20 protein-coding genes are annotated in these 20,813 nt (G+C 62.3%); 14 read left to right on the top strand and 6 right to left on the bottom strand.

The window, feature by feature from the left end; genetic code table 11:
* Positions 1-14: 14 nt before the first annotated feature.
* The 5 genes from ACFSOZ_RS35800 (at position 15) to ACFSOZ_RS35780 (ending at position 5,550) form a co-directional block, all read left to right on the top strand.
* Positions 15-875, top strand: coding sequence for a DUF1444 domain-containing protein (locus ACFSOZ_RS35800; RefSeq protein WP_379106094.1), 861 nt, complete (start codon positions 15-17; stop codon positions 873-875).
* Positions 876-886: 11 nt separating this feature from the next.
* Positions 887-2,494, top strand: coding sequence for a carboxyl transferase domain-containing protein (locus tag ACFSOZ_RS35795; RefSeq protein ID WP_379106092.1), 1,608 nt, complete (start codon positions 887-889; stop codon positions 2,492-2,494).
* Between the two features lies 1 nt (position 2,495).
* Positions 2,496-3,023 carry an O-acetyl-ADP-ribose deacetylase gene (locus ACFSOZ_RS35790; RefSeq protein ID WP_379106090.1) on the top strand — a complete coding sequence of 176 codons (528 nt, stop codon included), beginning with the start codon at positions 2,496-2,498 and terminating at the stop codon, positions 3,021-3,023.
* Between the two features lie 120 nt (positions 3,024-3,143).
* Positions 3,144-3,521 (top strand): hypothetical protein, encoded by a 378-nt coding sequence (locus ACFSOZ_RS35785; RefSeq protein WP_379106087.1) that lies wholly within the window; start codon positions 3,144-3,146, stop codon positions 3,519-3,521.
* A gap of 46 nt (positions 3,522-3,567) precedes the next feature.
* Entirely contained in the window at positions 3,568-5,550 is a 1,983-nt protein-coding gene (locus ACFSOZ_RS35780; protein WP_379106084.1) for an acetyl/propionyl/methylcrotonyl-CoA carboxylase subunit alpha, read from the top strand.
* Between the two features lie 90 nt (positions 5,551-5,640).
* Here ACFSOZ_RS35780 and ACFSOZ_RS35775 read toward each other — a convergent pair whose 3' ends face one another.
* Both ACFSOZ_RS35775 and ACFSOZ_RS35770 read right to left on the bottom strand, forming a co-directional pair.
* Positions 5,641-6,762 carry an ABC transporter substrate-binding protein gene (locus ACFSOZ_RS35775; RefSeq protein WP_379106083.1) on the bottom strand — a complete coding sequence of 374 codons (1,122 nt, stop codon included), beginning with the start codon at positions 6,760-6,762 and terminating at the stop codon, positions 5,641-5,643.
* Between the two features lie 385 nt (positions 6,763-7,147).
* Entirely contained in the window at positions 7,148-7,414 is a 267-nt protein-coding gene (locus ACFSOZ_RS35770) for an SEL1-like repeat protein (protein ID WP_010915070.1), read from the bottom strand.
* A 450-nt stretch (positions 7,415-7,864) separates the two neighbouring features.
* Between ACFSOZ_RS35770 and ACFSOZ_RS35765 the strand changes: the two genes are divergently transcribed.
* The 6 genes from ACFSOZ_RS35765 to ACFSOZ_RS35740 all read left to right on the top strand — a co-directional run bounded on the left by ACFSOZ_RS35765 (position 7,865) and on the right by ACFSOZ_RS35740 (position 12,244).
* Positions 7,865-8,206: a DUF2147 domain-containing protein gene (locus ACFSOZ_RS35765; RefSeq protein WP_379106081.1), complete on the top strand. Its 342-nt coding sequence runs from the start codon at positions 7,865-7,867 to the stop codon at positions 8,204-8,206.
* Between the two features lie 226 nt (positions 8,207-8,432).
* On the top strand, positions 8,433-8,591 hold the full coding sequence (locus ACFSOZ_RS35760; RefSeq protein WP_379106079.1) for a hypothetical protein: 159 nt from the start codon (positions 8,433-8,435) through the stop codon (positions 8,589-8,591).
* Between the two features lie 39 nt (positions 8,592-8,630).
* Entirely contained in the window at positions 8,631-8,825 is a 195-nt protein-coding gene (locus ACFSOZ_RS35755; RefSeq protein ID WP_379106077.1) for a hypothetical protein, read from the top strand.
* 116 nt (positions 8,826-8,941) lie between these two features.
* The gene (locus ACFSOZ_RS35750) at positions 8,942-10,405 is read left to right on the top strand and encodes an AMP nucleosidase (protein ID WP_465264479.1); all 1,464 of its coding nucleotides are present in this window, start codon (positions 8,942-8,944) and stop codon (positions 10,403-10,405) included.
* 102 nt (positions 10,406-10,507) lie between these two features.
* A complete protein-coding gene (locus ACFSOZ_RS35745) occupies positions 10,508-11,560 on the top strand; it encodes an endonuclease/exonuclease/phosphatase family protein (protein ID WP_379106073.1) in 1,053 nt (350 codons plus the stop codon).
* A 177-nt stretch (positions 11,561-11,737) separates the two neighbouring features.
* Positions 11,738-12,244 (top strand): GNAT family N-acetyltransferase, encoded by a 507-nt coding sequence (locus ACFSOZ_RS35740; RefSeq protein WP_379106071.1) that lies wholly within the window; start codon positions 11,738-11,740, stop codon positions 12,242-12,244.
* A gap of 49 nt (positions 12,245-12,293) precedes the next feature.
* Here the strand turns inward: ACFSOZ_RS35740 and ACFSOZ_RS35735 are convergent, their stop codons facing one another.
* Both ACFSOZ_RS35735 and ACFSOZ_RS35730 read right to left on the bottom strand, forming a co-directional pair.
* Positions 12,294-12,893, bottom strand: a complete 600-nt coding sequence (locus ACFSOZ_RS35735; RefSeq protein ID WP_379106069.1) for a DUF922 domain-containing protein — start codon at positions 12,891-12,893, stop codon at positions 12,294-12,296.
* Between the two features lie 62 nt (positions 12,894-12,955).
* Positions 12,956-14,635, bottom strand: a complete 1,680-nt coding sequence (locus tag ACFSOZ_RS35730) for an electron transfer flavoprotein-ubiquinone oxidoreductase (protein ID WP_379106067.1) — start codon at positions 14,633-14,635, stop codon at positions 12,956-12,958.
* Positions 14,636-14,854: 219 nt separating this feature from the next.
* Between ACFSOZ_RS35730 and ACFSOZ_RS35725 the strand changes: the two genes are divergently transcribed.
* Genes ACFSOZ_RS35725 through ACFSOZ_RS35715 form a run of 3 tightly spaced genes read left to right on the top strand, consistent with a single transcriptional unit; the run spans position 14,855 to position 17,295 of the window.
* On the top strand, positions 14,855-15,499 hold the full coding sequence (locus ACFSOZ_RS35725) for a hypothetical protein (protein ID WP_379106065.1): 645 nt from the start codon (positions 14,855-14,857) through the stop codon (positions 15,497-15,499).
* A 50-nt stretch (positions 15,500-15,549) separates the two neighbouring features.
* Positions 15,550-16,428, top strand: coding sequence for a uracil-DNA glycosylase (locus tag ACFSOZ_RS35720; RefSeq protein WP_379106063.1), 879 nt, complete (start codon positions 15,550-15,552; stop codon positions 16,426-16,428).
* Between the two features lie 54 nt (positions 16,429-16,482).
* Positions 16,483-17,295: a helix-turn-helix domain-containing protein gene (locus tag ACFSOZ_RS35715; protein WP_379106061.1), complete on the top strand. Its 813-nt coding sequence runs from the start codon at positions 16,483-16,485 to the stop codon at positions 17,293-17,295.
* On the opposite strand, the gene ACFSOZ_RS35710 is transcribed toward ACFSOZ_RS35715, so the two are convergent.
* Positions 17,296-18,270, bottom strand: a complete 975-nt coding sequence (locus ACFSOZ_RS35710; RefSeq protein WP_379106059.1) for a DMT family transporter — start codon at positions 18,268-18,270, stop codon at positions 17,296-17,298. It abuts the gene before it with no gap.
* Between the two features lie 91 nt (positions 18,271-18,361).
* Positions 18,362-20,668, bottom strand: a complete 2,307-nt coding sequence (locus ACFSOZ_RS35705) for a xanthine dehydrogenase family protein molybdopterin-binding subunit (RefSeq protein WP_379106058.1) — start codon at positions 20,666-20,668, stop codon at positions 18,362-18,364.
* Positions 20,669-20,813 lie beyond the last annotated feature (145 nt).

Below are 20,813 nucleotides of genomic sequence, written 5' to 3'. Positions count from 1 at the left end.
CGTTGGCGCGAACCATGGTCGCGCTGGTTTCGCTGTCAGGATTGGCAGGGACGGCGCATTCCGAGGAGCTCAAGTTCGAAGATGTTGCGGCGCTACGCGCTGCAGTCATTTCACGTCTAAAAGCGGACCATCGCATCAGGGAAGCAGTGCCCGATCCGAACGACCCGGCGCGCGTCAACGTGGTCAGAGCAATCGCAGCTGAGAACAAGCCGGATATTCTTTTGGATGTCACAAATCTGCTTGGTCGAATTCGCGGCCTTTCCGCAGCAGACACCGAGACTCAAATCCAGCGCTTTATCAACGCTCTTGTGTTTGCAAACACAGCAAGCAATTTTGACCCAGCGGACTTAATCGCAAATATTCGGCCGCGCGAATATATCGACGCGCTCAACCAAATCCAGGGAGAGGATGATTCAGGACCGGTGTATGAAGAGTTCGTAGGCGATCTGGTGATTTTTTATCAAATCAACAGCAAGGATGCGCTTAGTTCTATGTTGTGGTCGAGCGGGGGAGGCCGCACCCTCGAAAAACTTCGTCAGATCACTCTCGACAATATCAACAGAAAACTCAGTAACATCCGAGAAGACAGACTATCTGATGGGGTATCTACATTTATCATGGAGGGCGACGAAGCGATTTCCCCGGCATTAATTCTCACTGAAAAATTCTGGTCTCGCGTAAATTTTCGCTTTCCCGAAGGAGCATTTGTTGCAATCCCTCGCCGCGACTGCATTTTCGTTTTCGACAAACGGCAACCAGACGCCACCCAGATCGCCCGCAAGGTAATCGATATGGCGTTCAAAGACGGAGCTGATCTTCTCTCCGAAGACATCTTCGAGCGGCAAGACGGCAAATTGCAAGTCGTGGCCGAGTAACAGGATCGCCAATGGCCACGCTTCAGTCCCAGATCTCCCCGTCCTCCGACACCTTTCACGCCAATGCCGAGCGCATGCGGGCACTGGTCGCCGACATTGCGGACAAGGCTGCAAGCGTCGAGCGCGGCGGCTCGGATGAGGCGCGTGAGCGCCACGTTTCGCGCGGCAAGCTGTTGCCACGCGAACGCCTCGCCCAACTGCTCGACATCGGATCGCCCTTCCTCGAGATCGGCCAGTTCGCGGCATGGTCGATGTATGGCGAGGAGATCTCGTCGGCCGGCATGATCGCCGGCATCGGCCGTGTCGAAGGCACCGAGGTGATGGTCGTCGTCAACGACGCCACGGTGAAGGGCGGCACCTATTATCCGCTGACCGTGAAGAAGCATCTGCGGGCGCAGGAGATCGCGCTGCAGAACAATTTGCCTTGCATCTATCTCGTCGACAGCGGCGGCGCCAATCTGCCCAACCAGGACGAAGTGTTTCCCGATCGCGAGCATTTCGGCCGCATCTTCTACAACCAGGCCAACATGTCGGCGGCCGGCATCCCGCAGATCGCCTGCGTCATGGGGTCCTGCACGGCGGGCGGCGCTTATGTACCGGCGATGTCGGACGAGACGATCATGGTGCGCAATCAGGCGACCATTTTCCTCGGCGGACCGCCGCTGGTGAAGGCGGCCACCGGTGAAGACGTCAGCGCCGAGGACCTCGGCGGCGCGGATGTACACACGCGGCTGTCCGGCGTTGCCGACCACTATGCGCTGGACGACGACCATGCCCTCGCCATCTGTCGTCGCATCGTCAAAAACCTGAATCGGAACAAGACCGTAAGCCTGAACTTACAGAGATCGATTCCGCCGCTTCATCCGGCGGATGAACTCTACGGCATCGTACCGACCGATCTGCGCCAGCCCTATGACGTGCGCGAGGTGATCGCGCGTATCGTCGACGGCTCCGAATTCGATGAGTTCAAGCAGAACTACGGCACCACTCTGATCACCGGTTTTGCCTATCTCCATGGCATGCCGGTCGGCATCATCGCCAACAATGGCGTGCTGTTTTCCGAAAGCGCATTGAAAGGCGCGCACTTCATCGAATTGTGCTGCCAGCGCAAGATCCCGCTTGTCTTCCTGCAGAACATCACCGGCTTCATGGTCGGCAGAAAATACGAAGCGGGCGGCATCGCCAAGGATGGCGCCAAGCTGGTGATGGCGGTGGCCACCGCCAGGGTGCCGAAGGTGACCGTCATCATCGGTGGTTCGTTCGGCGCCGGCAATTACGGCATGTGCGGCCGCGCCTATTCACCGCGCTTCCTGTGGATGTGGCCGAACGCCCGCATCTCGGTGATGGGCGGCGAGCAGGCGGCAACGGTGCTGGCCATGGTCAAGCGCGAAGGCATCGAACGTAAAGGCGGCGAATGGAGCGCCGAGGAGGAAGCAAAATTCAAGAAACCGATCCTGATGAAATACGAGCATGAAGGGCACCCGCTCTACTCGTCCGCACGCCTTTGGGACGACGGTATCATCGACCCGGCGAAGACGCGCGACGTGCTGGCGCTGAGCCTGTCCGCCGCGCTGAACGCCGAGATCGAGGAGACGCGCTTCGGCGTGTTCAGGATGTGACATGAACGACCGTGCGCGGATTGAGGTTCACACCGGCGACATCACAAAACTGGCCGTCGATGCCATCGTCAACGCCGCCAACACCTCGCTTCTCGGCGGTGGTGGGGTCGATGGCGCCATTCACCGCGCGGCCGGCCGCGAGCTCGAGTTCGAATGCCGCATGTTGAATGGATGCAAGGTCGGCGAAGCCAAGATCACCAAGGGCTATAACCTGCCAGCGCGACACATCATCCACACAGTCGGACCGGTCTGGCAAGGCGGCAGCAAAGGCGAAGCCGAACTGCTGGCCTCCTGCTATACCAGTTCACTCGAACTCGCCGCCGGCAATGACTGCCGCACCGTGGCGTTCCCGGCGATCTCGACTGGCGTTTACCGCTACCCGAAAGATGAGGCGACGCAGATCGCTGTCGACACGGTCAACAGGTTCATCGAAGGGAAAAATTTGCCGGAAACCGTCGTTTTCTGCTGCTTCGACGAGCAGATGGCGGAACTATACCGGCAGGCCGTTGCTGCCCTGCGAAAAGGCTGAACTGTATGGACCAGTCGATTCATCAGCATAGGCAGCGTCGAATCTCCACCGGCGAACTGGCGTCGAGGCAACATATTCGCTACCGCTCATCCTGCACAGTGCAATGTGGACAGGGCGGAAATGAAACTGAAATATTGCCGGAAGATGACTGCTTCGATACTTGCAAATTTGCTCATATTCGCAACACATGGCGCCGGTTCGGCGGAATCGCTTGCGGGCAAGATGGGCGACAAGCGGTTTTCTCCGACCTTGTCGCTCGATCCGAAGGAAGCCTGCTACAAATCCTACCTCGCCTATATCGCGGCGAGCGGCCATTCAGCCTACGCCACGACGTTCTATTCGCGCGTCGTCGATCTCCACATTTTCTGCAGCGTGAAGCTGAACGCACCTTCGCAGAAGGCTGCGGAGGATACTGCGTTGCGCGCCTGTCAAAGCGGCTTCTCCAGGTGGAAGGTCAAGACCGCAAGCGGCGGCTGCGCGATCGCTGCGTCGAAGTAAGCCGGCGGCCAGACTGGCGCCGCCCGAGGCAAACCCGGGAGGCTCCATGTTCGCCAAGATCCTGATCGCCAATCGCGGCGAGATCGCCTGCCGGGTGATCCGCACGGCGCGCAAACTGGGCGTGCGGACCGTCGCCGTCTATTCGGATGCCGACGCGAAATCCCTGCATGTCGAGATGGCTGACGAGGCCGTGCATATCGGCGCCTCGCCCGTTGGCGAAAGCTATCTGCGCGGCGACAAGATTGTCGCCGCGGCCTTGGCGACGGGCGCGGAGGCGATCCATCCCGGTTACGGCTTCCTGTCCGAAAATCCCGATTTCGTCGACCTGGTGGTGGCGGCAGGGCTCACCTTCATCGGCCCGTCGGCGGCCTCGATCCGTGCCATGGGGCTGAAGGACGCCGCCAAGCGGCTGATGGAAAAGGCCGGCGTGCCGGTGGTGCCGGGTTACCATGGCGAAGCGCAGGAGATCGTGCTGCTGGCCTCCAAGGCGCGCGAGATCGGCTATCCCGTATTGATCAAGGCGCGCGCCGGCGGCGGCGGCAAGGGCATGCGCCGCGTCGAGCATCCCGATGAGTTTTCCGAGGCGCTGTCCAGCGCGCGGCGCGAGGCGAAAGCCGCTTTCGGCGACGATCGCGTGCTGGTCGAAAAATATGTCGACAAGCCGCGCCACATCGAAGTGCAGGTGTTCGGCGATAATTTCGGCAATGCGGTGCATCTTTATGAGCGCGACTGCTCGGCGCAGCGCCGCCACCAGAAGGTGATCGAGGAAGCCCCGGCTCCCGGCATGACGCCGGCACTGCGCAAGGCGATGACGGATGCTGCGGTGAAAGCCGCCAAGGCGATCAATTATTCCGGCGCCGGCACCATCGAGTTCATCGTCGATGCCTCGCAAGGCCTGAAGGCCGACCGCTTCTGGTTCATGGAAATGAACACCCGCCTGCAGGTCGAACACCCTGTCACCGAAATGGTCACCGGCACCGACCTGGTCGAGTGGCAGTTGCGGGTCGCCAGCGGCGAAAAGCTGCCCAAGGCGCAGAGCGAGATAACGCTTGCCGGCCATACTTTCGAGGCGCGCATCTATGCCGAGGACGCGGCAAAGGGGTTCTTGCCTGCGACGGGCACCTTGCATCATCTGAAGTTTCCGGACGCAGCCCCGGAAGGCGCCACGATGCGTATCGAGACCGGCGTGCGGGCCGGCGATGCCATATCACCCTACTATGACCCGATGATCGCCAAGCTGGTCGTCCATGCAAAGGACAGGCAGGCGGCACTGGAAGCGCTCGGCGCGGCGCTGTCGCAAACCGAGATCGCCGGCTCGACCGTCAACACCGCCTTTCTTGCCGCGCTGGCCGCCGATCCGGACTTTGCCGCGGGCGATGTCGACACCAGCCTGATCGCCAGGCATCAACCGGCACTGACCGATGTCGCCCCGCCGAGTGGCGAAACCGTTGCGGCAGCCGCCCTTGCGGCCTCAGGTGCTGGAGCATTGCCGTCATCGAATGACCCATGGTCGTCGCTTGCCGGCTATGCGCATTTCCACGGCGTGGCGCGGCGCACACGGCTGACGTTCGGCGAAGACGATATCGCGGCAAGGGTTTCGATGCGGCCGGACGGGCGGTTCCAGGTGGCGCTGGACAAGCCTTATGACAACACCAATTCGCATGATTTTCGCGCCACACCGCGCCTCGCCTGCTGGCCAGGCCACATCACCGTGTTCGAAGGCGCCGTTGGCTATACATTCGCCGTGCAGGACCCGCTGGCGCGGGCGGATGAAGCGGCGGCAGGCGCCGGCAGCCTGCGCGCGCCGATGCCGGGACTGGTCAAGCTGGTGCGCGCGGCAAAAGGCGATGCCGTGATCAAGGGCCAGCCGCTGCTGATCCTCGAAGCGATGAAGATGGAGCACACCATCGCCGCGCCGCATGACGGGGTGATCGCCGAGATCGCCACCGAAGGCGCGCAGGTCACCGATGGGACGGTGCTGGTGCGGTTCGTCGAAGAGCCGAACACGCCAACTGCGGCCGCAAGCTGACAGCCGAAAGCAGACGACGGATTGCAAAAGAAAAATGGCCGGAACGAACCCGGCCATTTCTTTTGGTTGGTCGCCAGGCGACGTCAGCGATTACTGCGCGATCGGCGCGTATTTGCCGTCATGCCACTGGTTGATGTCATAGCTGGCATTCTTGAGGTCGCCCTTTTCGTCGAAGGTGACATCGCCGACAACGGTGCTGATCGGCGTGCCATTCTTCAACGCTTCGGCAACCTTGGCCGGGTCGTCGCTGCCGGCGCGCTTGACGCCTTCGGCGAAGGCCTGGACCACGGCGTAGGAGAACAGCGTGAAGCCTTCCGGTACGAAGCCGCCCGCCTTGATCTTCTCGACGGCTGCCTTGGCTTCAGGCTTTGCCTGCGGATCCGACGGGAAGACGAACATGGTGCCCTCGCCGGCCGGGCCGGCAACCTGCCAGAATTCAGGCGAGGCGATGGAGTCCGGCATGATCAGCTGGAACTTCAGGTTCTGTTCCGCCGACTGGCGCAGGATAAGACCGGCTTCAGGATGGTAACCACCGAAATAGACCACGTCGGCCTTCAAGTCCTTTAGCTTGGTGACGAGAGCCGAATAGTCCTTCTCGCCGGCATTGATGCCGTCATAATACACTTCCTTGAGGCCGCCGGCATTCATGGTTGCCCTGACGGCGTCAGCCACGCCCTGTCCGTAGGCGCTCTTGTCGTGCAGGACGACGACGTTCTTGCCGGCAAACTTCTTGGCGATCCATGGGCCGATGAAGGCGCCCTGCGCATCGTCACGCGTATAAAGGCGCATGATCGTCGGCCAGCCGGCCTTGGCCGCCGCGTCGGTCAGCACCGGGTTGGACGAGGCCGGGCTCATCATCAAGGCGCCGCCTTCGGCATAGACGGCAGAGGCTGGAATGCTCGAACCCGAACAGGCGTGGCCATCGATGAACTTGACGCCATCGGCGACGATGCGGTTGGCGACCGACACGGCCTGCTTGGGATCGCACTGGTCATCCTGGATACTCAGCTTGATCTGGCGACCGTCGACACCACCCGCCGCATTGATCGCGTCAGCAGCGGCCTGTGCGCCCTGCTTGAACTGATCGCCGATGGTGGCGAGCTGGCCGGTCATCGGACCGACCACCGCAAAGGTGATGTCGTCGGCGAATGCGACCGGCGCACTCATCATCAGGCCAAAAACGGCCGCGCTCAAAATACTGATTTTTTTCATGGTAATAGAACTCCTCCACTCACGCGCGGCCGCTCGGCCGCGCTTCTTCCAGAGAGGCGGGACAATTTCATCCTTCACCGGACCTGTCTAGGCGCATCGGCGGCACTCGATTGGGCCTGCAAGACGTCACCCAAGAAAAAAAGCCACGCCAGCCTTGTTCCGGCTGGTCGTGGCTTTTTTGCTCGCCAACGGTCCCCAAGCGCCCCCGCGCCCCGAAATCCCGCTCGCCTTCCCCATGTCGTGCGCGACTTAGCCTTGGCGGCCTGTCGCGTTCTTTTTCTTTAGGTCGTCGACCGTCTTGCGCGGCCTTCCATTCCGCCGGGTCTGGCCATCTGTGCGGTCATGACCCGGGGCTTCCCTGTCTTCTATCTGCGGTTGGCAGAACTCAGTGCATGGTCATCCATTCGCGGGCTTCACGAAGCGCCTTGGCGATCTCGACCTTCGACATCGCCGCCGACAGTTCCGAGCGCAGTTCTGCGGCGCGGGCCGAGCCCTTGATCGCGGCAATGTTGAACCATTTGTGGGCGGCAACGACATCGGTCTCGCAATCGCGGCCGGTCGCATACATCATGCCCAGTTCGAAAAGAATGTCGGCCTGGGCAGTTGCCCCCATGGCGCCGAAGCCTGCTTCAAGCATTTCAAAACGTGCCATTTTCAATCCCCTGTTCTGGCCCTGTCCGGCTCCCGAGAGCTGCCTTCGTTTGTCCTTGCGGGCTGCTCTTCCGATGCTTTCGAGAATGCCGTGGAGGCTTGAATCCGCCGTTAAATGGCGTGCTTAATTTGAGGAAAACAAAGCTAAAACAAGAGGTAAACGCGGAAATTCGTTAAGGATACAAAGCCAGCAATCGCGCTGGTTTTCGTCAAATTCGACGAAAATTTTCGCAGTGGGAATCAAGACTCCGCTAACCACGGGAAACAAACACGATCCGCCGATGCTTTCTTTTCCTTGCCCGCAAGGCCCGCATTGGCGCCTTTCAAAATCCAAAAGTCTTCCGCTGCGGCACCGCTTTTGTTTTGCCGGGAGCTGGATTAGCTTACGTTTGCGTAAGCGGCAGACCGGCGAGGCGGAGCATCCGGCCGGACATCCAAAGGGAGGAAGAGCATGTTTCGAAAAGTGAGCCTGGCCCTGGCGGCCACATTGATCATGGCAGGCTCGGCGTGGGCCGATCCGATCGAAGGCAACTGGAAAACCCAGGCCGGCGACACCGCAGCGATCGTTGGCGGCGGCACGTTCTCCATCACGCTCAAGTCCGGCAAATATGCCGGCAAGACCATCGGCTCGCTCAAGGCGGCCGGCGACAACAAATATGCCGGCAACATCACCGACCCGGCAAACGACAAAACCTATTCGGGCAAGGCGACATTGTCGGGCACCTCGCTCAAGATGAGCGGCTGCGTGCTTGGCGGACTGATCTGCAAGAGCCAGACCTGGCACAAGCTCTGATCGATCGTATCCTTGCGACATGACAACGGGGCCTCGACGGGCCCCGTTTTCGTCTCATCGACACATCCCGCGCCGGTGATGCTCGATACCCGCCAGTGGCTATCCAAACCGATGCCGGCGCCGTCGAAACCCCGTCAACCAATTTGAACCGCAGATGAACGCCGGCATCAGAGCCGGTTCAGTCGCGCTCGGGCATTCTCCTGCGTGTTGAAGGAGACACGACCCAATGCTTGCTCGCCGCTTCACCATCGTCTGCCTGCTGCTGAGCCTGTTTGGAATGTTCTTCGCCATCCTCGTCGCCGAAGCGGGCCGTCCGGCCCGCGCCTGGGACGAGGCCAATTCCAGAACCTGCCGCCTCGCCTGCCCCACCCACCTTCGCAACTGAACACAGAAACCAAGACCTCGAAAAGAAAAGCAGAACACCATGGACCGCATCGCCGCCAACACTCTCAAGACCCTTCGGCTTCTGCCGCGGGCGGCGCTTATCCTGATGGTCCTGGCCGCTCCGGTTCTGGCCGTGCCGATGATGCGCGCCGATGCCGGCTCGACGATCGACGCGCCAGCCTTGAAGAAGTCCGGCGTCGGCTTCGTGCTCCTGGTCAGCCTGCAGCGCGGTTGAAGAAAAACGACGCTTTGGCCGCCTTCGGTCGCGACACCCCTCCCAAGTGCCGATCCAAGTCTCTATATTGAGCCATGGAAAAGCGAATCTACCCACAAGCCATCGAATCTGTCGTCATGCCCGAGCCGTTTGGCCGGCAAAGCTTCGATCGCGCCGAAAAAGCGGTCGCGGCACTGCAGGTGCTTTACGACCGCAACACCAAATTCCTGCGCGACTCCTTTGCGGCGCTGGCGGCAGCGGGCGGCGACAACGGCAAGCGCTACCGCGCCTTCTACCCGGAGATCGGCGTCACCACCAATTCATTCACCCAGATCGACTCGCGCCAGGCCTACGGCCATATGCCGACGCCGGGGCATTTTTCGACCACGATCACCCAGCCGGGCCTGTTCGAAAGCTATCTTGTCGAGCAGCTGCGCCTGATCATGCGCAATCATGGGGTTGCGGTCACCGTTTCGGAATCGACCACCCCCATTCCACTGCATTTCGCCTTTCTCGAAGGCACCCATGTCGACGGCGCGGCGGCTGAACGCATCAAGCGGCCGATCCGCGACCTGTTCGATGTCCCGGACCTCGACGGCACCGACGACCAGATCGCCAACGGCACTTTCGAAGTGGCGTTCGGCGAACCTCGGCCATTGGCGCCCTTCACGGCGCAGCGCATCGACTATTCGCTGCACCGCCTGTCGCACTATACGGCGACCACGCCGCAGCATTTCCAGAACTTCGTGCTGTTCACCAATTATCAGTTCTACATCGACGAATTCGTCGCCCGTGCGCGCGACCTGATGGCCAATGGCGGCGGCGGATATACCGAGTTCGTCGAGCCGGGCAATGTCATCACCAAGGTTGGGCAAAGCGCACCCAGCGAAGGCGTCGCACCGCCGCGCCTGCCACAGATGCCGGCCTATCATCTGAAGAAGCGGAACCATGGTGGCATCACCATGGTCAATATCGGCGTCGGGCCTTCCAACGCCAAGACGATCACCGACCATATCGCGGTGCTGAGGCCGCATGCCTGGGTGATGCTTGGCCACTGCGCCGGGCTGCGCAACACCCAGGCGCTCGGCGACTACGTGCTGGCGCATGCCTATGTGCGCGAGGATCACGTGCTCGACGACGATCTGCCGGTCTGGGTGCCGATCCCGCCGCTGGCCGAGATCCAGGTGGCGCTCCAGGAGGCGGTTGCCGAAGTCACCGGCCTGTCCGGCTATGACCTCAAGCGCATCATGCGCACCGGTACCGTCGCCACGATTGATAACCGCAACTGGGAACTGCGCGACCAGCGCGGACCGGTGCAGCGTCTTTCGCAGTCACGCGCCATCGCACTCGACATGGAATCGGCGACGATCGCCGCCAACGGTTTCCGCTTCCGCGTGCCCTACGGCACGCTGCTGTGCGTTTCGGACAAACCACTGCACGGTGAGCTGAAGCTGCCCGGCATGGCGACCGAGTTCTACAAGCGCCAGGTGGCGCAGCACCTGACCATCGGCATCAGGGCGATGGAGAAGCTTGCGGAAATGCCAATGGAGCGGCTGCATTCGCGCAAGCTCAGAAGTTTTTCGGAGACGGCGTTCCAGTAGGACGATCCGCGCATCGCGTGGGGATCGTCATCTTGATTGGGCCGCATTTTTGCCGATAACCGTGCCAGCACCACTTTGGCAACCCTTTGCAGACCTGACCCGATGAGACGCAGTCGAGACATGGCGGCTTCACTGGCATTCATCGCGATGGTGTTGTTTTCGGTTGCCCTGGTCGCCGGGTTCTTCGGCACCGTGCATCCGGCTTTCGATTCCTTCTCGCATTTCCGCGTTCATCTCGCCGTGCTGATGGCGCTTTGCGCGCTGCCGCTGCTGGCCACGCCATTTCGCCTGCAAGCGGCCACGGCGCTGCTTTTTGCCGTGGCGGCCTTTGCCACCACCTCCAGCGCGCTGCCATTTTCTCGTTTGTGGCCGGTTCAGGCGGCCTATGAAGCCAAGAACGAAGACCGCGCTGTCTACAAGCTGCTGCAGATGAACCTGCGCTACGACAATCCGACGCCGAAGAGGGTGCTGTCGCTGATCGGCCGGACCAATCCCGACGTGATCACCCTGGACGAGGTGTCGGCGATGTGGACGACCGAACTTGGCTATATCAGCAGCGCCTATCCATACCGGATCCTCTGTCCCTACCCCAACGGCATATTCGGCGTCGCACTGCTCTCGCGGCGGCCCTTTGCCACCGGCACCGAGCCGCATTGCGAGCGCCGCGGCGCCATGGCCACAGCGACCGTCGACTTCGGTGGCATTGACGTCGATGTCGCCGCGATCCATCTCAGCTGGCCCTGGCCACGCGAGCAGCACTGGCAGATCGGCGAGCTTGCGGAATCACTGTCCTCGCTCGGCGAGACGGCGATCATGGCGGGCGACTGCAACGCGGTGCCATGGAGTGCCGCCGTGCGCCGCGTCGCCGCTCTCGGCGGGTTGACCGTCATGCCATCCGCCGGACCAACCTGGATCTACATCAAGTTGCCGGACTTGCTGCGGCGCTTCGCCGGCCTGCCGATCGACCAGGTTTTCAGCAAGGGCGGGGTGACCATTCATTCCGCGACAAGGCTGGAGGAAACCGGCTCGGACCACCTGCCTGTGCTGGTGGAGTTCTCGCTCAGGCTGAACGAGCAAAAGCCCGCTGACGAACACGAGACCGCGACCGTGTCGCTGACATCGGCCGGAAAGACGCCAAACGGCTATCGAGGTTAGAGCCTGTTCGTTTGAACATGATCTTTCCGAAAAACCGGATTCCACTTTTCGGAATCATGCTCCAGGGTCAAAAACCCGCCCCGCCGAATGACCGGGTTCGGACCCTTGGCGTGTTCTATTTGACATGGCCGGGTGGTCCACCGAAGATCGACCAGCTCAACACACGGGGCGCTGTGCATGTCCCCCACCTTCACCGTCAGACGCGCCACGCCTGAGGACGAGTCTGGGGTAAGCGAGTTGCTTCTCGCTTCCTACCCCGGCCTGATGCGCACAGTATACGATCAGGCCATTCTTGAAGCCGCGCTGCCTTTGATCACCCGCGCAAACCCTGCGCTGCTTTCTGCCGGCACCTACTATCTCGCGCTAGATGAAAATGGCTTTGCTGTCGGCTGCGGCGGCTGGTCCCGCGAACGGCCGGGAAGCTCCGAGGTGACGCTCGAACTCGCGCACATCCGACATTTCGCCACTCGTCCCGAGTGGTTGGGCCGCGGGATCGGGCGCCAGCTTTACCGGCGTTGCGAAGAAGATGCACGGTCGTCAGGTGTGCGCCGTTTCGAATGCCAGGCGAGCCTCAACGCAGAGGGATTCTATGCGGCCTTGGGCTTCAGGTCGGTGGGGCGGATCGAAGTGCGCATCGGCCCTGGGCCGGTGTTGCCTTCCGTCCTGATGGAACGGACCATTTGAACGTCAAGCCTGGCGCACTGTGCTCGTTCCCGCCGATTGAGTCTTGCCCCTAAGGCCGCTCCAGGGCCTCGACCAGATACTCCACGTGACCGCCTTCCCGGTGTTCACGCGCGTCGAAGGCGTTCTGCCTGGCTTCATAGTCGACGAAGACCGCGTCGATCCGCCGCCTCGCCTCACGCCGTGCCTTGGAACACTGGGAGTCATTGGTGACTGTCAGGCCCCTGAGCGATTTCTCGGTCGCACTCATCATCTGCCTGGCAATCTCAGCATGGGTCTCCTCATGCGTGCGAACGCCGGCGAAGAACCGTGCCCAGCGCTTGTCGAGGGCTGGTGGGAGAGCGGACGCGACGCGGGGGTAGATAAAATTCAGGTTGAGCGTTCCGTTGGCCTGCCTGATGCGGCAAGTGCCCTTGACCTGAGCGAAGGCGAAGTCCCAACCCTTTGTATAGCTGGTCTGTGCAATCGCCCGAGCCATGAAGCCATGCCTTGGCCCGTTGCGGTCCATGGACTCGATCAGAGCCTCTCCAGTCTTGCCGGAGATGGCATAAGTCTGCGTCTTGACCAGGACTTTGACGCCCGCCGATGCGGCCGTCGCGGAGCCGCACAAGGTACCGATGATCGCCAGGCATGAAAGCGTGAGCAAGCGCATATCCAGCTCCTTTCAACGACGACGAGCGGACCGGCGGCAGAGTGCCACCGGCTCGAGGCAGTTCACATGCCTTGGTAGACTGGTCCCTCGCCGCCCTGCGGCGGCACCCAGTTGATGTTCTGGTTCGGATCCTTGATGTCGCATGTCTTGCAGTGGACGCAGTTCTGCGCGTTGATGACGAAGCGCACATCCTTGGCGGCGGGGTCGGCGGCGGCATTGCCGTCCTTATCGACCCACTCATAGACGCCGGCCGGACAGTAGCGTGTCGAAGGCCCGGCAAAGACATCGTGTTCGGAACGCTTCTGCAGTTCCATGTCACCGACAAGCAGGTGGACCGGCTCGTTTTCCTCGTGGTTGGTATTGGACAGGAACACCGAGGACAGCCGGTCGAAGGTCAGCACGCCATCGGGCTTGGGATAGGCGATCTTCTGGTGCTGGGCGGCAGGCTCGAGCGTTGCATAATCGGCCTTGCCATGCTTCAGCGTGCCGAAGGGTGAGAAACCGAACAGCGTGTTGAGCCACATGTCGAGCCCGCCAATGCCGACGCCGACGATGGTGCCGAAGCGCGACCACAGCGGCTTGACGTTGCGCACCTTCTTCAGGTCCTTGCCGATGTCGGTCGCCCGCCAGGCCGCCTCGTAGGAGGAAAGCTCGTCATTGGCACGGCCGGCGGCAATCGCGTCATTGACATGTTCGGCCGCCAGCATGCCGGACAGCACGGCATTGTGCGAGCCCTTGATGCGCGGCACGTTGACGAAACCGGCCGCGCAGCCCATCAGCGCGCCGCCGGGGAAGGACAGCTTCGGCACCGACTGCCAACCGCCCTCGGTGATGGCACGCGCGCCGTAACCCAGACGCTTGGCACCTTCGAAGGTACCCTTGATCGCCGGATGGGTCTTGAAGCGCTGGAATTCCTCGAATGGCGACAGCCACGGGTTCTTGTAGTTGAGGTGGAGGACGAAGCCGACCGCCACCTGGTTGTCCTCCAGATGGTAGAGGAAGGAGCCGCCGCCGGTCTTCATGTCGAGCGGCCAGCCGAAGGAATGCTGGACCAGGCCGGGCCGGTGGTTCTCCGGCTTGACCTGCCAGAGTTCCTTGAGGCCGATGCCGTATTTGCCGGGCTCGCGGCCATCGGAAAGCTTGTATTTGGCGATCAATTGCTTGGCGAGCGAGCCGCGCGCACCCTCGCCGATCAGCACATATTTGCCCATCAGCGCCATGCCGGGCGCAAAACCCGGCCCGTGCGTGCCGTCCTTCTCGACGCCCATGTCGCCGGTGAAGACGCCGGTGACGGCGCCTTCTTCATTGTAGAGCAGGCCGGCTGCGGCAAAGCCCGGATAGATCTCGACGCCAAGCGCCTCGGCCTTGGTCGCCAGCCAACGGCAAACATTGCCAAGCGAGACGATGTAGTTGCCGTGATTGTTCATCAGCGGCGGCATCAGGATGTTGGGCAGACGGAAGGAGCCGGCAGGACCAAGCACCAGGAAATGGTCCGCCGTGACCGGCGTCTTGAATGGATGGCCTTCCTCATCACGCCAGCCCGGCAGCAGCCGGTCGATGCCGATCGGATCGACGACGGCGCCGGACAGGATATGGGCGCCGACCTCGCCACCCTTTTCCAGGACGACAACCGAGAGCTCGGGATTGACCTGCTTGAGGCGGATGGCGGCGGCAAGGCCGGCCGGGCCGGCGCCGACGATAACCACGTCGAATTCCATGCTTTCGCGTTCGATGTCGCTCATCTACCCCTCCGCACTGGCTTATCCCATTCGGGCATCTTGCTGGCTCTTGCGCTGCATAGCGCATCAATTGGCGACAGGAAACCGGCGCATACGTGACAATGCCGTTTTGGCCAAAAAGTCGCGCACCGCGAGGCAGGACAACTGCTTTCGCCCCATGTTGCTCGCAACGCGCACGTTTTTAATTGTTCGACGGCTTGCTTATCGGCCATACTTCACGCCATGCGCATTCCTGGGCCAGCCGGCTTCTCATTGACGCGCTTTCCATCGACGCCCGGCAGGGCCTGCCGGGCGCTCCTTTTGGCCCTTCTGATGCTGGCACCGGATCATGCCGCCGCCGACGAGGTGAAAGTCTGGGCGACGGGCGCCTACTCCTTCTCCGACGAGCTCGGCGGCTTCCACATCACCGGCGCTTCCGGCATCGGAACGAAGGACGACCCGCTGGTCATCACCGAAGAGCTGAATGCGTCGACGCCGGTGACGCTGACCATCCGCACGACAAAGCCGATCCAGGCTTTCGGCCCGGCCGGCGAATTCGCCAATGGCATCATGTATATGCGCATCGACGTGCTCAACAACAGCGGCCAGGCCTGGGTCGAATTCCAGTTCGAGCTGCAGGAAATCCTGAACCAGCCGAGCGTGTTCGGCGACGGACTTTCGTTCGACCAGCGCAACAAGACGCCGGACAATATCTGGTCGAGCAACTTCGCCGATTTCGATCGCGATTTTGAACCTTATGATCGCCTGCTTTTCAAGAACGGCAAGGTCGACCCGCTGAAAACCGCCAGGTTCGAATTCCTGATGACCGATTATACGCCGCGCTGGACCTTCTATCTGGTGCAGGATCCACGCATACCGACGGGTTAGAGCAAGCGGCCAGCCTTGCAAATTGCCGCCATGCGGACGAATGTGCCGCCATGACTGCCGCTTCCCCAAACAACAGACCGGACCTTGCCGACCTGCTGGCATTTTACGCCAGCGCGGGCGTCGACGAGGCGCTTGAAGACCAGCCGGTGAACCGGTTTGCCGAGGCGCCCAAACCGGCGGAACGCGCGCCGATGGCAGCGCCTTTGGTCGACAACGCGGCTCCGCCACGCTCGACGAGCGTGTCCCGCGCGGAGCCGGGCGACAGAACAAATGTGCCGCCGGTGGCGCGCGCACCGTCCACGACCGCTACGGTTCCCGACGAGGCGCAGGCGGCGCTGGCGCGCCAATTGGCAACGACGGCAACGACCCTGGACGAGCTTCGCCAGCACATGGCGTCCTTCGACGGCTGCAATCTCAAGGCCACCGCCAAGAACCTGGTGTTCGCCGACGGCAATCCGGAGGCCGCCGTGATGCTGGTTGGCGAAGCGCCCGGCCGCGACGAGGACATCGAGGGGCTGCCCTTCGTCGGCCGTTCCGGCCGGCTGCTCGACCGCATGCTGGCGGCGATCGGGCTCGACCGCACTTCGGTCTATATCGCCAACGTCATTCCGTGGCGGCCGCCGGGCAATCGCACGCCGACGCCGCACGAGACCGAGATCTGCCGGCCGTTCATCGAGCGACAGATCGAGCTGGTCAATCCGAAGGTGCTGATCAATCTCGGCGGCCCCTCGGCCAAGACCTTGCTCAACACCTCGGAAGGCATCTTGCGGCTGCGCGGCAACTGGCGCGTCCACACGACGGCATCCGGCATCGCCATTCCCGCCATGCCGACGCTGCACCCTGCCTATCTCTTGCGGACTCCTGCGCACAAGAAGCTGGCATGGCGGGATTTCCTCGAAGTGAAGGCGAAGCTGCGGGCGCTCACCTAGCGATGACTTCGCAGGTAATTGAAATGCGCCTCTCTCCGCCCTAGTCATTTGTTCATGACAGCAGCCCAAAATTCCGCCGGCAGCCTCATTCGTGAATGGCGCACGCGCCGCCGCATGTCGCAGCTCGACCTCGCCATGGAAGCCGAGATCTCGCAGCGGCATCTGAGCTTCGTCGAGAGCGGGCGTGCCGCGCCGTCGCGCGACATGGTGCTGCATCTGGCCGAACAGCTGTCGATCCCGCTCCGGCAGCGCAACCAGCTGCTGCTCGCCGCAGGCTTTGCGCCGAGCTTCGGCGAGCGACCGCTGAGCGACGCAACGCTGGCGCCGGCGATGGCAGCGGTCGAGATCGTGCTCAAGGGGCATGAGCCGTTCCCGGCACTGGCCGTCGACCGGCACTGGAACCTGGTTTCGGCCAACAGCGCCATCGCTCCCTTCCTTGCCGATGTCAGCGAGCCTTCGCTGCTGACGCCGCCGGTCAACGTGCTTCGCCTCAGCCTGCATCCGGGCGGCGTCGCACCGCGCATCGTCAATCTCCAGGAATGGCGGACACACCTGCTTGAGCGTCTGAAACACCAGAACGACGCGAGCGGCGACCCGGTGCTGGTCGAACTGGAGCGCGAACTGCGGACTTATCCGTCCGGCTTGACAGGCAGCCGGCCGGCGCCGGTCGAGCCGAACGCCATCGTGCACCCGCTCAGGCTGGCGCATGGCGATCAGGTGCTGTCGTTCATCAGCACCATCACCGTGTTCGGCACACCGCTCGACGTGACGCTGTCGGAACTGGCGATCGAATCGTTTTTCCCGGCCGATGAGCAGACAAGGACGGTGCTGGTGCGGCTGGCGAAGGAGCGGGCCGAACGGTCGTAGTCACCCCTGAGGCAGAGTCGCCTTCCGCGTGCGGGTGCGCTCCAGGCCAAGCTGTCGCTCGCGCCAGATGATGAAGATGCCTGCGGCAACGACGATCAGGCCGCCGACCAGCATGTTGAGCGTGGCAACGTCGCCAAAGACGAGATAACCGACGACGACGCCCAGGATCATCGAGGTGTATTCGAACGGCGCCACGACCGAGGCTTCGGCATGGCGATAGGCCGAAGTCATCAGGATCTGGCCGAGGCCGCCGCAGAAGCCGGCGGCAACCAGAAGAGCCACCTGGAGCGGCGTCAGCGCCTGCCAGCCGAACGGCAGCGACAGCAACGACATGACGCTCGCCGTCACCGAAAACCACAGCACGATGGTCGCGGTCCGCTCGCTTTGCACGAGGTTGCGCACCAGCAGCATGGCGACGGCCGAGATCGCCGCCGCGACAAGAGCGGCGATGACGCCGAGCACTTCCTGGTCGTCGAGCGCCTCGTCGGAACTCAGCAGCGTCAGTTCCGGCCAGGAGATGATCAGCACGCCGACGAGGCCGACGGCGACCGCGCTCCATCGGTAGACGCGAATGGCTTCGCCGAGGAAGATCGAACTGAACACCACCACCAGCAGCGGCTGCGCATAGTTCAGCGTGATCGCCTCCGGCAGCGGCAGCCGCGTCAGCGCGAAAAAGCCAAGCCCCATGGCACAGACGCCGACGATGCCGCGCGCGATGTGGTTGAGCGGTCGCTTGGTCGAAAACGCAGTGCCGAGTTTTCCCTTGAAGGCGAGGAAGGCAATGATCGGAAAGATGGCGAAGAAGGAGCGGAAGAAGACGATCTGGCCCGCCGGCACGGTGCCCGCCGCCTTGATGCAGGTCGACATGCCGACGAAGACCGCCACAGAGATGATCTTGAGCGTGATGCCGGTGAGCGTGTTGTGCCCGACGGCATGGTCGCTGGCCGCGACGGCCTGACCCGGTTTTGCTGTCACGAGTCTGATCCATCCCGATATGATCGGAATGGATCTCTGTTTACTTGTCTGACCATGATCTTTTCCGAAAACCGGTTCCCACTTTTCGGGATCATGGTCTAGCCGCTTCCCGGATCGTTGCCCAGATGCGCGCCGGTGTTGCGGGCATGTCGATGTGGCGGATGCCATAAGCGCGCCAGAGTGCGTCAGTCACCGCATTGAGTGCTGCCGGTGTCGAGCCGATGGTGCCGGCTTCGCCCGCTCCCTTGATGCCGAGCGCATTGGTGGTCGAAGGCACGTTGCAGGTCTCGAAATGGAAGAACGGGAAATTGTCGGCGCGCGGCATGGCGTAGTCCATGAAGCTCGCCGTCAGCAGCTGTCCGTCTTCGCTATAGATGGTGTCCTCGGTCAGCGCCTGGCCAATGCCTTGCACCACGCCGCCATGCACCTGACCGGCGAGCAGGATCGGGTTCACGGTGACGCCGAAATCGTCGACGATGGTGTAGCGGACGATGTCGGTGGCGCCGGTGTCGGGATCGATCTCGACCTCGCAGATATGGGTGCCGTTGGGATAGGTGCACTCGTCCTGGACGAACTCGCCGAACCCTTTGAGATCGTCCGGCGTCCTGGCGGCCTTGGCGATGGCGGAAAAATCGATCGTGCGATCGGTGCCGACGATGCGGGCAACGCCATCAGACAGTTCGATGTCGCCGGCCGAAGCCTCCAGCTCGTCGGCGGCGATGCGCTTGATCTTGTTGGCCAGGTCCTCACCGGCGCGCGACGCGGAAACACCGCCGAGCGGAATGGAGCGCGAGCCGCCGGTGCCGCCGCCGGCCTTCAATTCGTCGGTGTCGCCCTGGCGGACATGGATCTTGTCGATATCCAGATTGAGTTTTTCGGACAGGAATTGCGCATAGGCGGTGGCGTGCCCCTGGCCGTTGGTCTGGGTGCCGATCTTCAACGTCACCGTGCCGTCGCCGTTGAGCTCGACGAAGGCCGGCTCGGAGCCCGGGAAGGCGCAGGCCTCGATATAGGTCGCCATGCCGAGGCCGCGGATCTTTCCGGTGGCCTTCGACTGCGACAGCCGCTGCGGAAACGCCTTCCATTCGGACTGTTCAATGGCGCGGTCCATATGCCCTTCGAACTCGCCATTGTCGTAGAGACGGCCGGTCTGGGTTCGGTAGGGAAATTGCTCGGGCCGGATGAAATTGCGGCGGCGGATCTCTTCGACGGGCAGGCCAAGATCGTGGGCGCAGGCGTCGACAAGCTTTTCCAGCAGGAACGCCGCTTCCGGCCGGCCGGCGCCGCGATAGGCATCGACCGGGCAGGTGTTGGTGTAGAGGCCGGTGACCGAAACATCGAGCGCCTGGATATCGTAGACGCCGGTCGACATGGTGACGCCGATATACGGAATATAGGGGCCGTATTGCGAGACATAGGCGCCCATATTGGCGAGCAGGTCCACTTTCATGCCAAGGAAGCGGCCATCCTTGTCCAGCGCCATCTCGGCCGCCACGACATTGTCGCGGCCTTGTGCATCGGTCAGGAAATGTTCGGTGCGGTCGCCCGCCCGTTTCACCGGACGGCCTAGCCGCTTCGCCGCTTCGAGCACCAGCGGGTATTCCCGGTAGACGAAGCTCTTCGGCCCGAAACCGCCACCGACATCCGGGGTGATGACGCGCAGCTGGCCCTTCTTGATCTTGAACAGGCTGGCGAGGATGTACTGCATGGAATGCACGCCCTGCGACCCCGTGGTCAGCACGAAGCGGCTCTCCTCAACGTTCCACTCGCCGATCGCCGAGCGCGGCTCCATGTAGTTGCAGACCAGCCGGTTGTTGACGAATTCAATGCGGGTGACATGGGCGGCCCTGGCGAAAGCCGCGTCCGTCTTCTTCTTGTCGCCGATGTGATAGCTGAAGGCCCGGTTGGAGCCGAGTTCCGGCCAGACCAGCGGCGTTCCTTCGGCAAGCGCCGTCGCCGTTCCGGACGCAGCATCTTCGCTGTCATAATCGACGTCGATCAGTTCGACGGCATCCTGCGCCAAAGCGCGGCTGTCGGCGACGACGAAGGCAACGGCGTCGCCGACATAGTTGACGCGGTCACGGCACAGGATCGGAATGTCGCGGGTCGGCGCCTTGGTGCCGTCCGGCTGTTGCTGCATGACACCGGACCTGAGATCGCCGAGATGGGCAAGGTCCTTGCCGGTCAGCACCAGATGCACACCGGGCGCTGCCTTGGCCGCCTCCGTCGAACCGATGGTGAAGCTGGCCTTGGCGACCGGCGAGCGCAGGACATAGCCATGCAGGACGCCGGCAGGCTGGATGTCGTCGGTATAGCGGCCCTGTCCCTGGATGAAGGCTGCATCCTCGCGCCGCAGCACGGATGCGCCCATCCCGAATTTCGGCGTGACGACGGTCATGGATGCCTCGTGATGATGCCTGGAGGAGGAACGCCTGAAATAGGCATTGGCTCAGTTTTGTCGAGGGGCCGTTTCGTGTAAAGAGCGCGGACTTCAAACTTCTTGGACCAGCGGAAACATCCGCCACCAACGCGATCGACAGGAA

The sequence above is a fragment of the Mesorhizobium newzealandense genome (assembly GCF_042682145.1).
Lineage (GTDB): Bacteria > Pseudomonadota > Alphaproteobacteria > Rhizobiales > Rhizobiaceae > Mesorhizobium > Mesorhizobium newzealandense.
Note: the sequence above shows the minus strand (reverse complement) of the source record. Positions and strands in the feature narration are given on the sequence as shown.

Bases quoted from the DNA above. Each gene is read 5' to 3' on its own strand.
- ACFSOZ_RS35765 (WP_379106081.1), top strand. From the start codon at position 7,865: ATGTTTCGAAAAGTGAGCCTGGCCCTGGCGGCCACATTGATCATGGCA.
- ACFSOZ_RS35735 (WP_379106069.1), bottom strand. From the start codon at position 12,893: ATGCGCTTGCTCACGCTTTCATGCCTGGCGATCATCGGTACCTTGTGC.
- ACFSOZ_RS35800 (WP_379106094.1), top strand. From the start codon at position 15: ATGGTCGCGCTGGTTTCGCTGTCAGGATTGGCAGGGACGGCGCATTCC.
- ACFSOZ_RS35775 (WP_379106083.1), bottom strand. From the start codon at position 6,762: ATGAAAAAAATCAGTATTTTGAGCGCGGCCGTTTTTGGCCTGATGATG.
- ACFSOZ_RS35705 (WP_379106058.1), bottom strand. From the start codon at position 20,668: ATGACCGTCGTCACGCCGAAATTCGGGATGGGCGCATCCGTGCTGCGG.
- ACFSOZ_RS35750 (WP_465264479.1), top strand. From the start codon at position 8,942: ATGCCCGAGCCGTTTGGCCGGCAAAGCTTCGATCGCGCCGAAAAAGCG.
- ACFSOZ_RS35730 (WP_379106067.1), bottom strand. From the start codon at position 14,635: ATGAGCGACATCGAACGCGAAAGCATGGAATTCGACGTGGTTATCGTC.
- ACFSOZ_RS35790 (WP_379106090.1), top strand. From the start codon at position 2,496: ATGAACGACCGTGCGCGGATTGAGGTTCACACCGGCGACATCACAAAA.
- ACFSOZ_RS35760 (WP_379106079.1), top strand. From the start codon at position 8,433: ATGCTTGCTCGCCGCTTCACCATCGTCTGCCTGCTGCTGAGCCTGTTT.
- ACFSOZ_RS35715 (WP_379106061.1), top strand. From the start codon at position 16,483: ATGACAGCAGCCCAAAATTCCGCCGGCAGCCTCATTCGTGAATGGCGC.
- ACFSOZ_RS35780 (WP_379106084.1), top strand. From the start codon at position 3,568: ATGTTCGCCAAGATCCTGATCGCCAATCGCGGCGAGATCGCCTGCCGG.
- ACFSOZ_RS35720 (WP_379106063.1), top strand. From the start codon at position 15,550: ATGACTGCCGCTTCCCCAAACAACAGACCGGACCTTGCCGACCTGCTG.
- ACFSOZ_RS35740 (WP_379106071.1), top strand. From the start codon at position 11,738: ATGTCCCCCACCTTCACCGTCAGACGCGCCACGCCTGAGGACGAGTCT.
- ACFSOZ_RS35755 (WP_379106077.1), top strand. From the start codon at position 8,631: ATGGACCGCATCGCCGCCAACACTCTCAAGACCCTTCGGCTTCTGCCG.
- ACFSOZ_RS35785 (WP_379106087.1), top strand. From the start codon at position 3,144: ATGAAACTGAAATATTGCCGGAAGATGACTGCTTCGATACTTGCAAAT.
- ACFSOZ_RS35725 (WP_379106065.1), top strand. From the start codon at position 14,855: ATGCGCATTCCTGGGCCAGCCGGCTTCTCATTGACGCGCTTTCCATCG.
- ACFSOZ_RS35745 (WP_379106073.1), top strand. From the start codon at position 10,508: ATGAGACGCAGTCGAGACATGGCGGCTTCACTGGCATTCATCGCGATG.
- ACFSOZ_RS35770 (WP_010915070.1), bottom strand. From the start codon at position 7,414: ATGGCACGTTTTGAAATGCTTGAAGCAGGCTTCGGCGCCATGGGGGCA.
- ACFSOZ_RS35795 (WP_379106092.1), top strand. From the start codon at position 887: ATGGCCACGCTTCAGTCCCAGATCTCCCCGTCCTCCGACACCTTTCAC.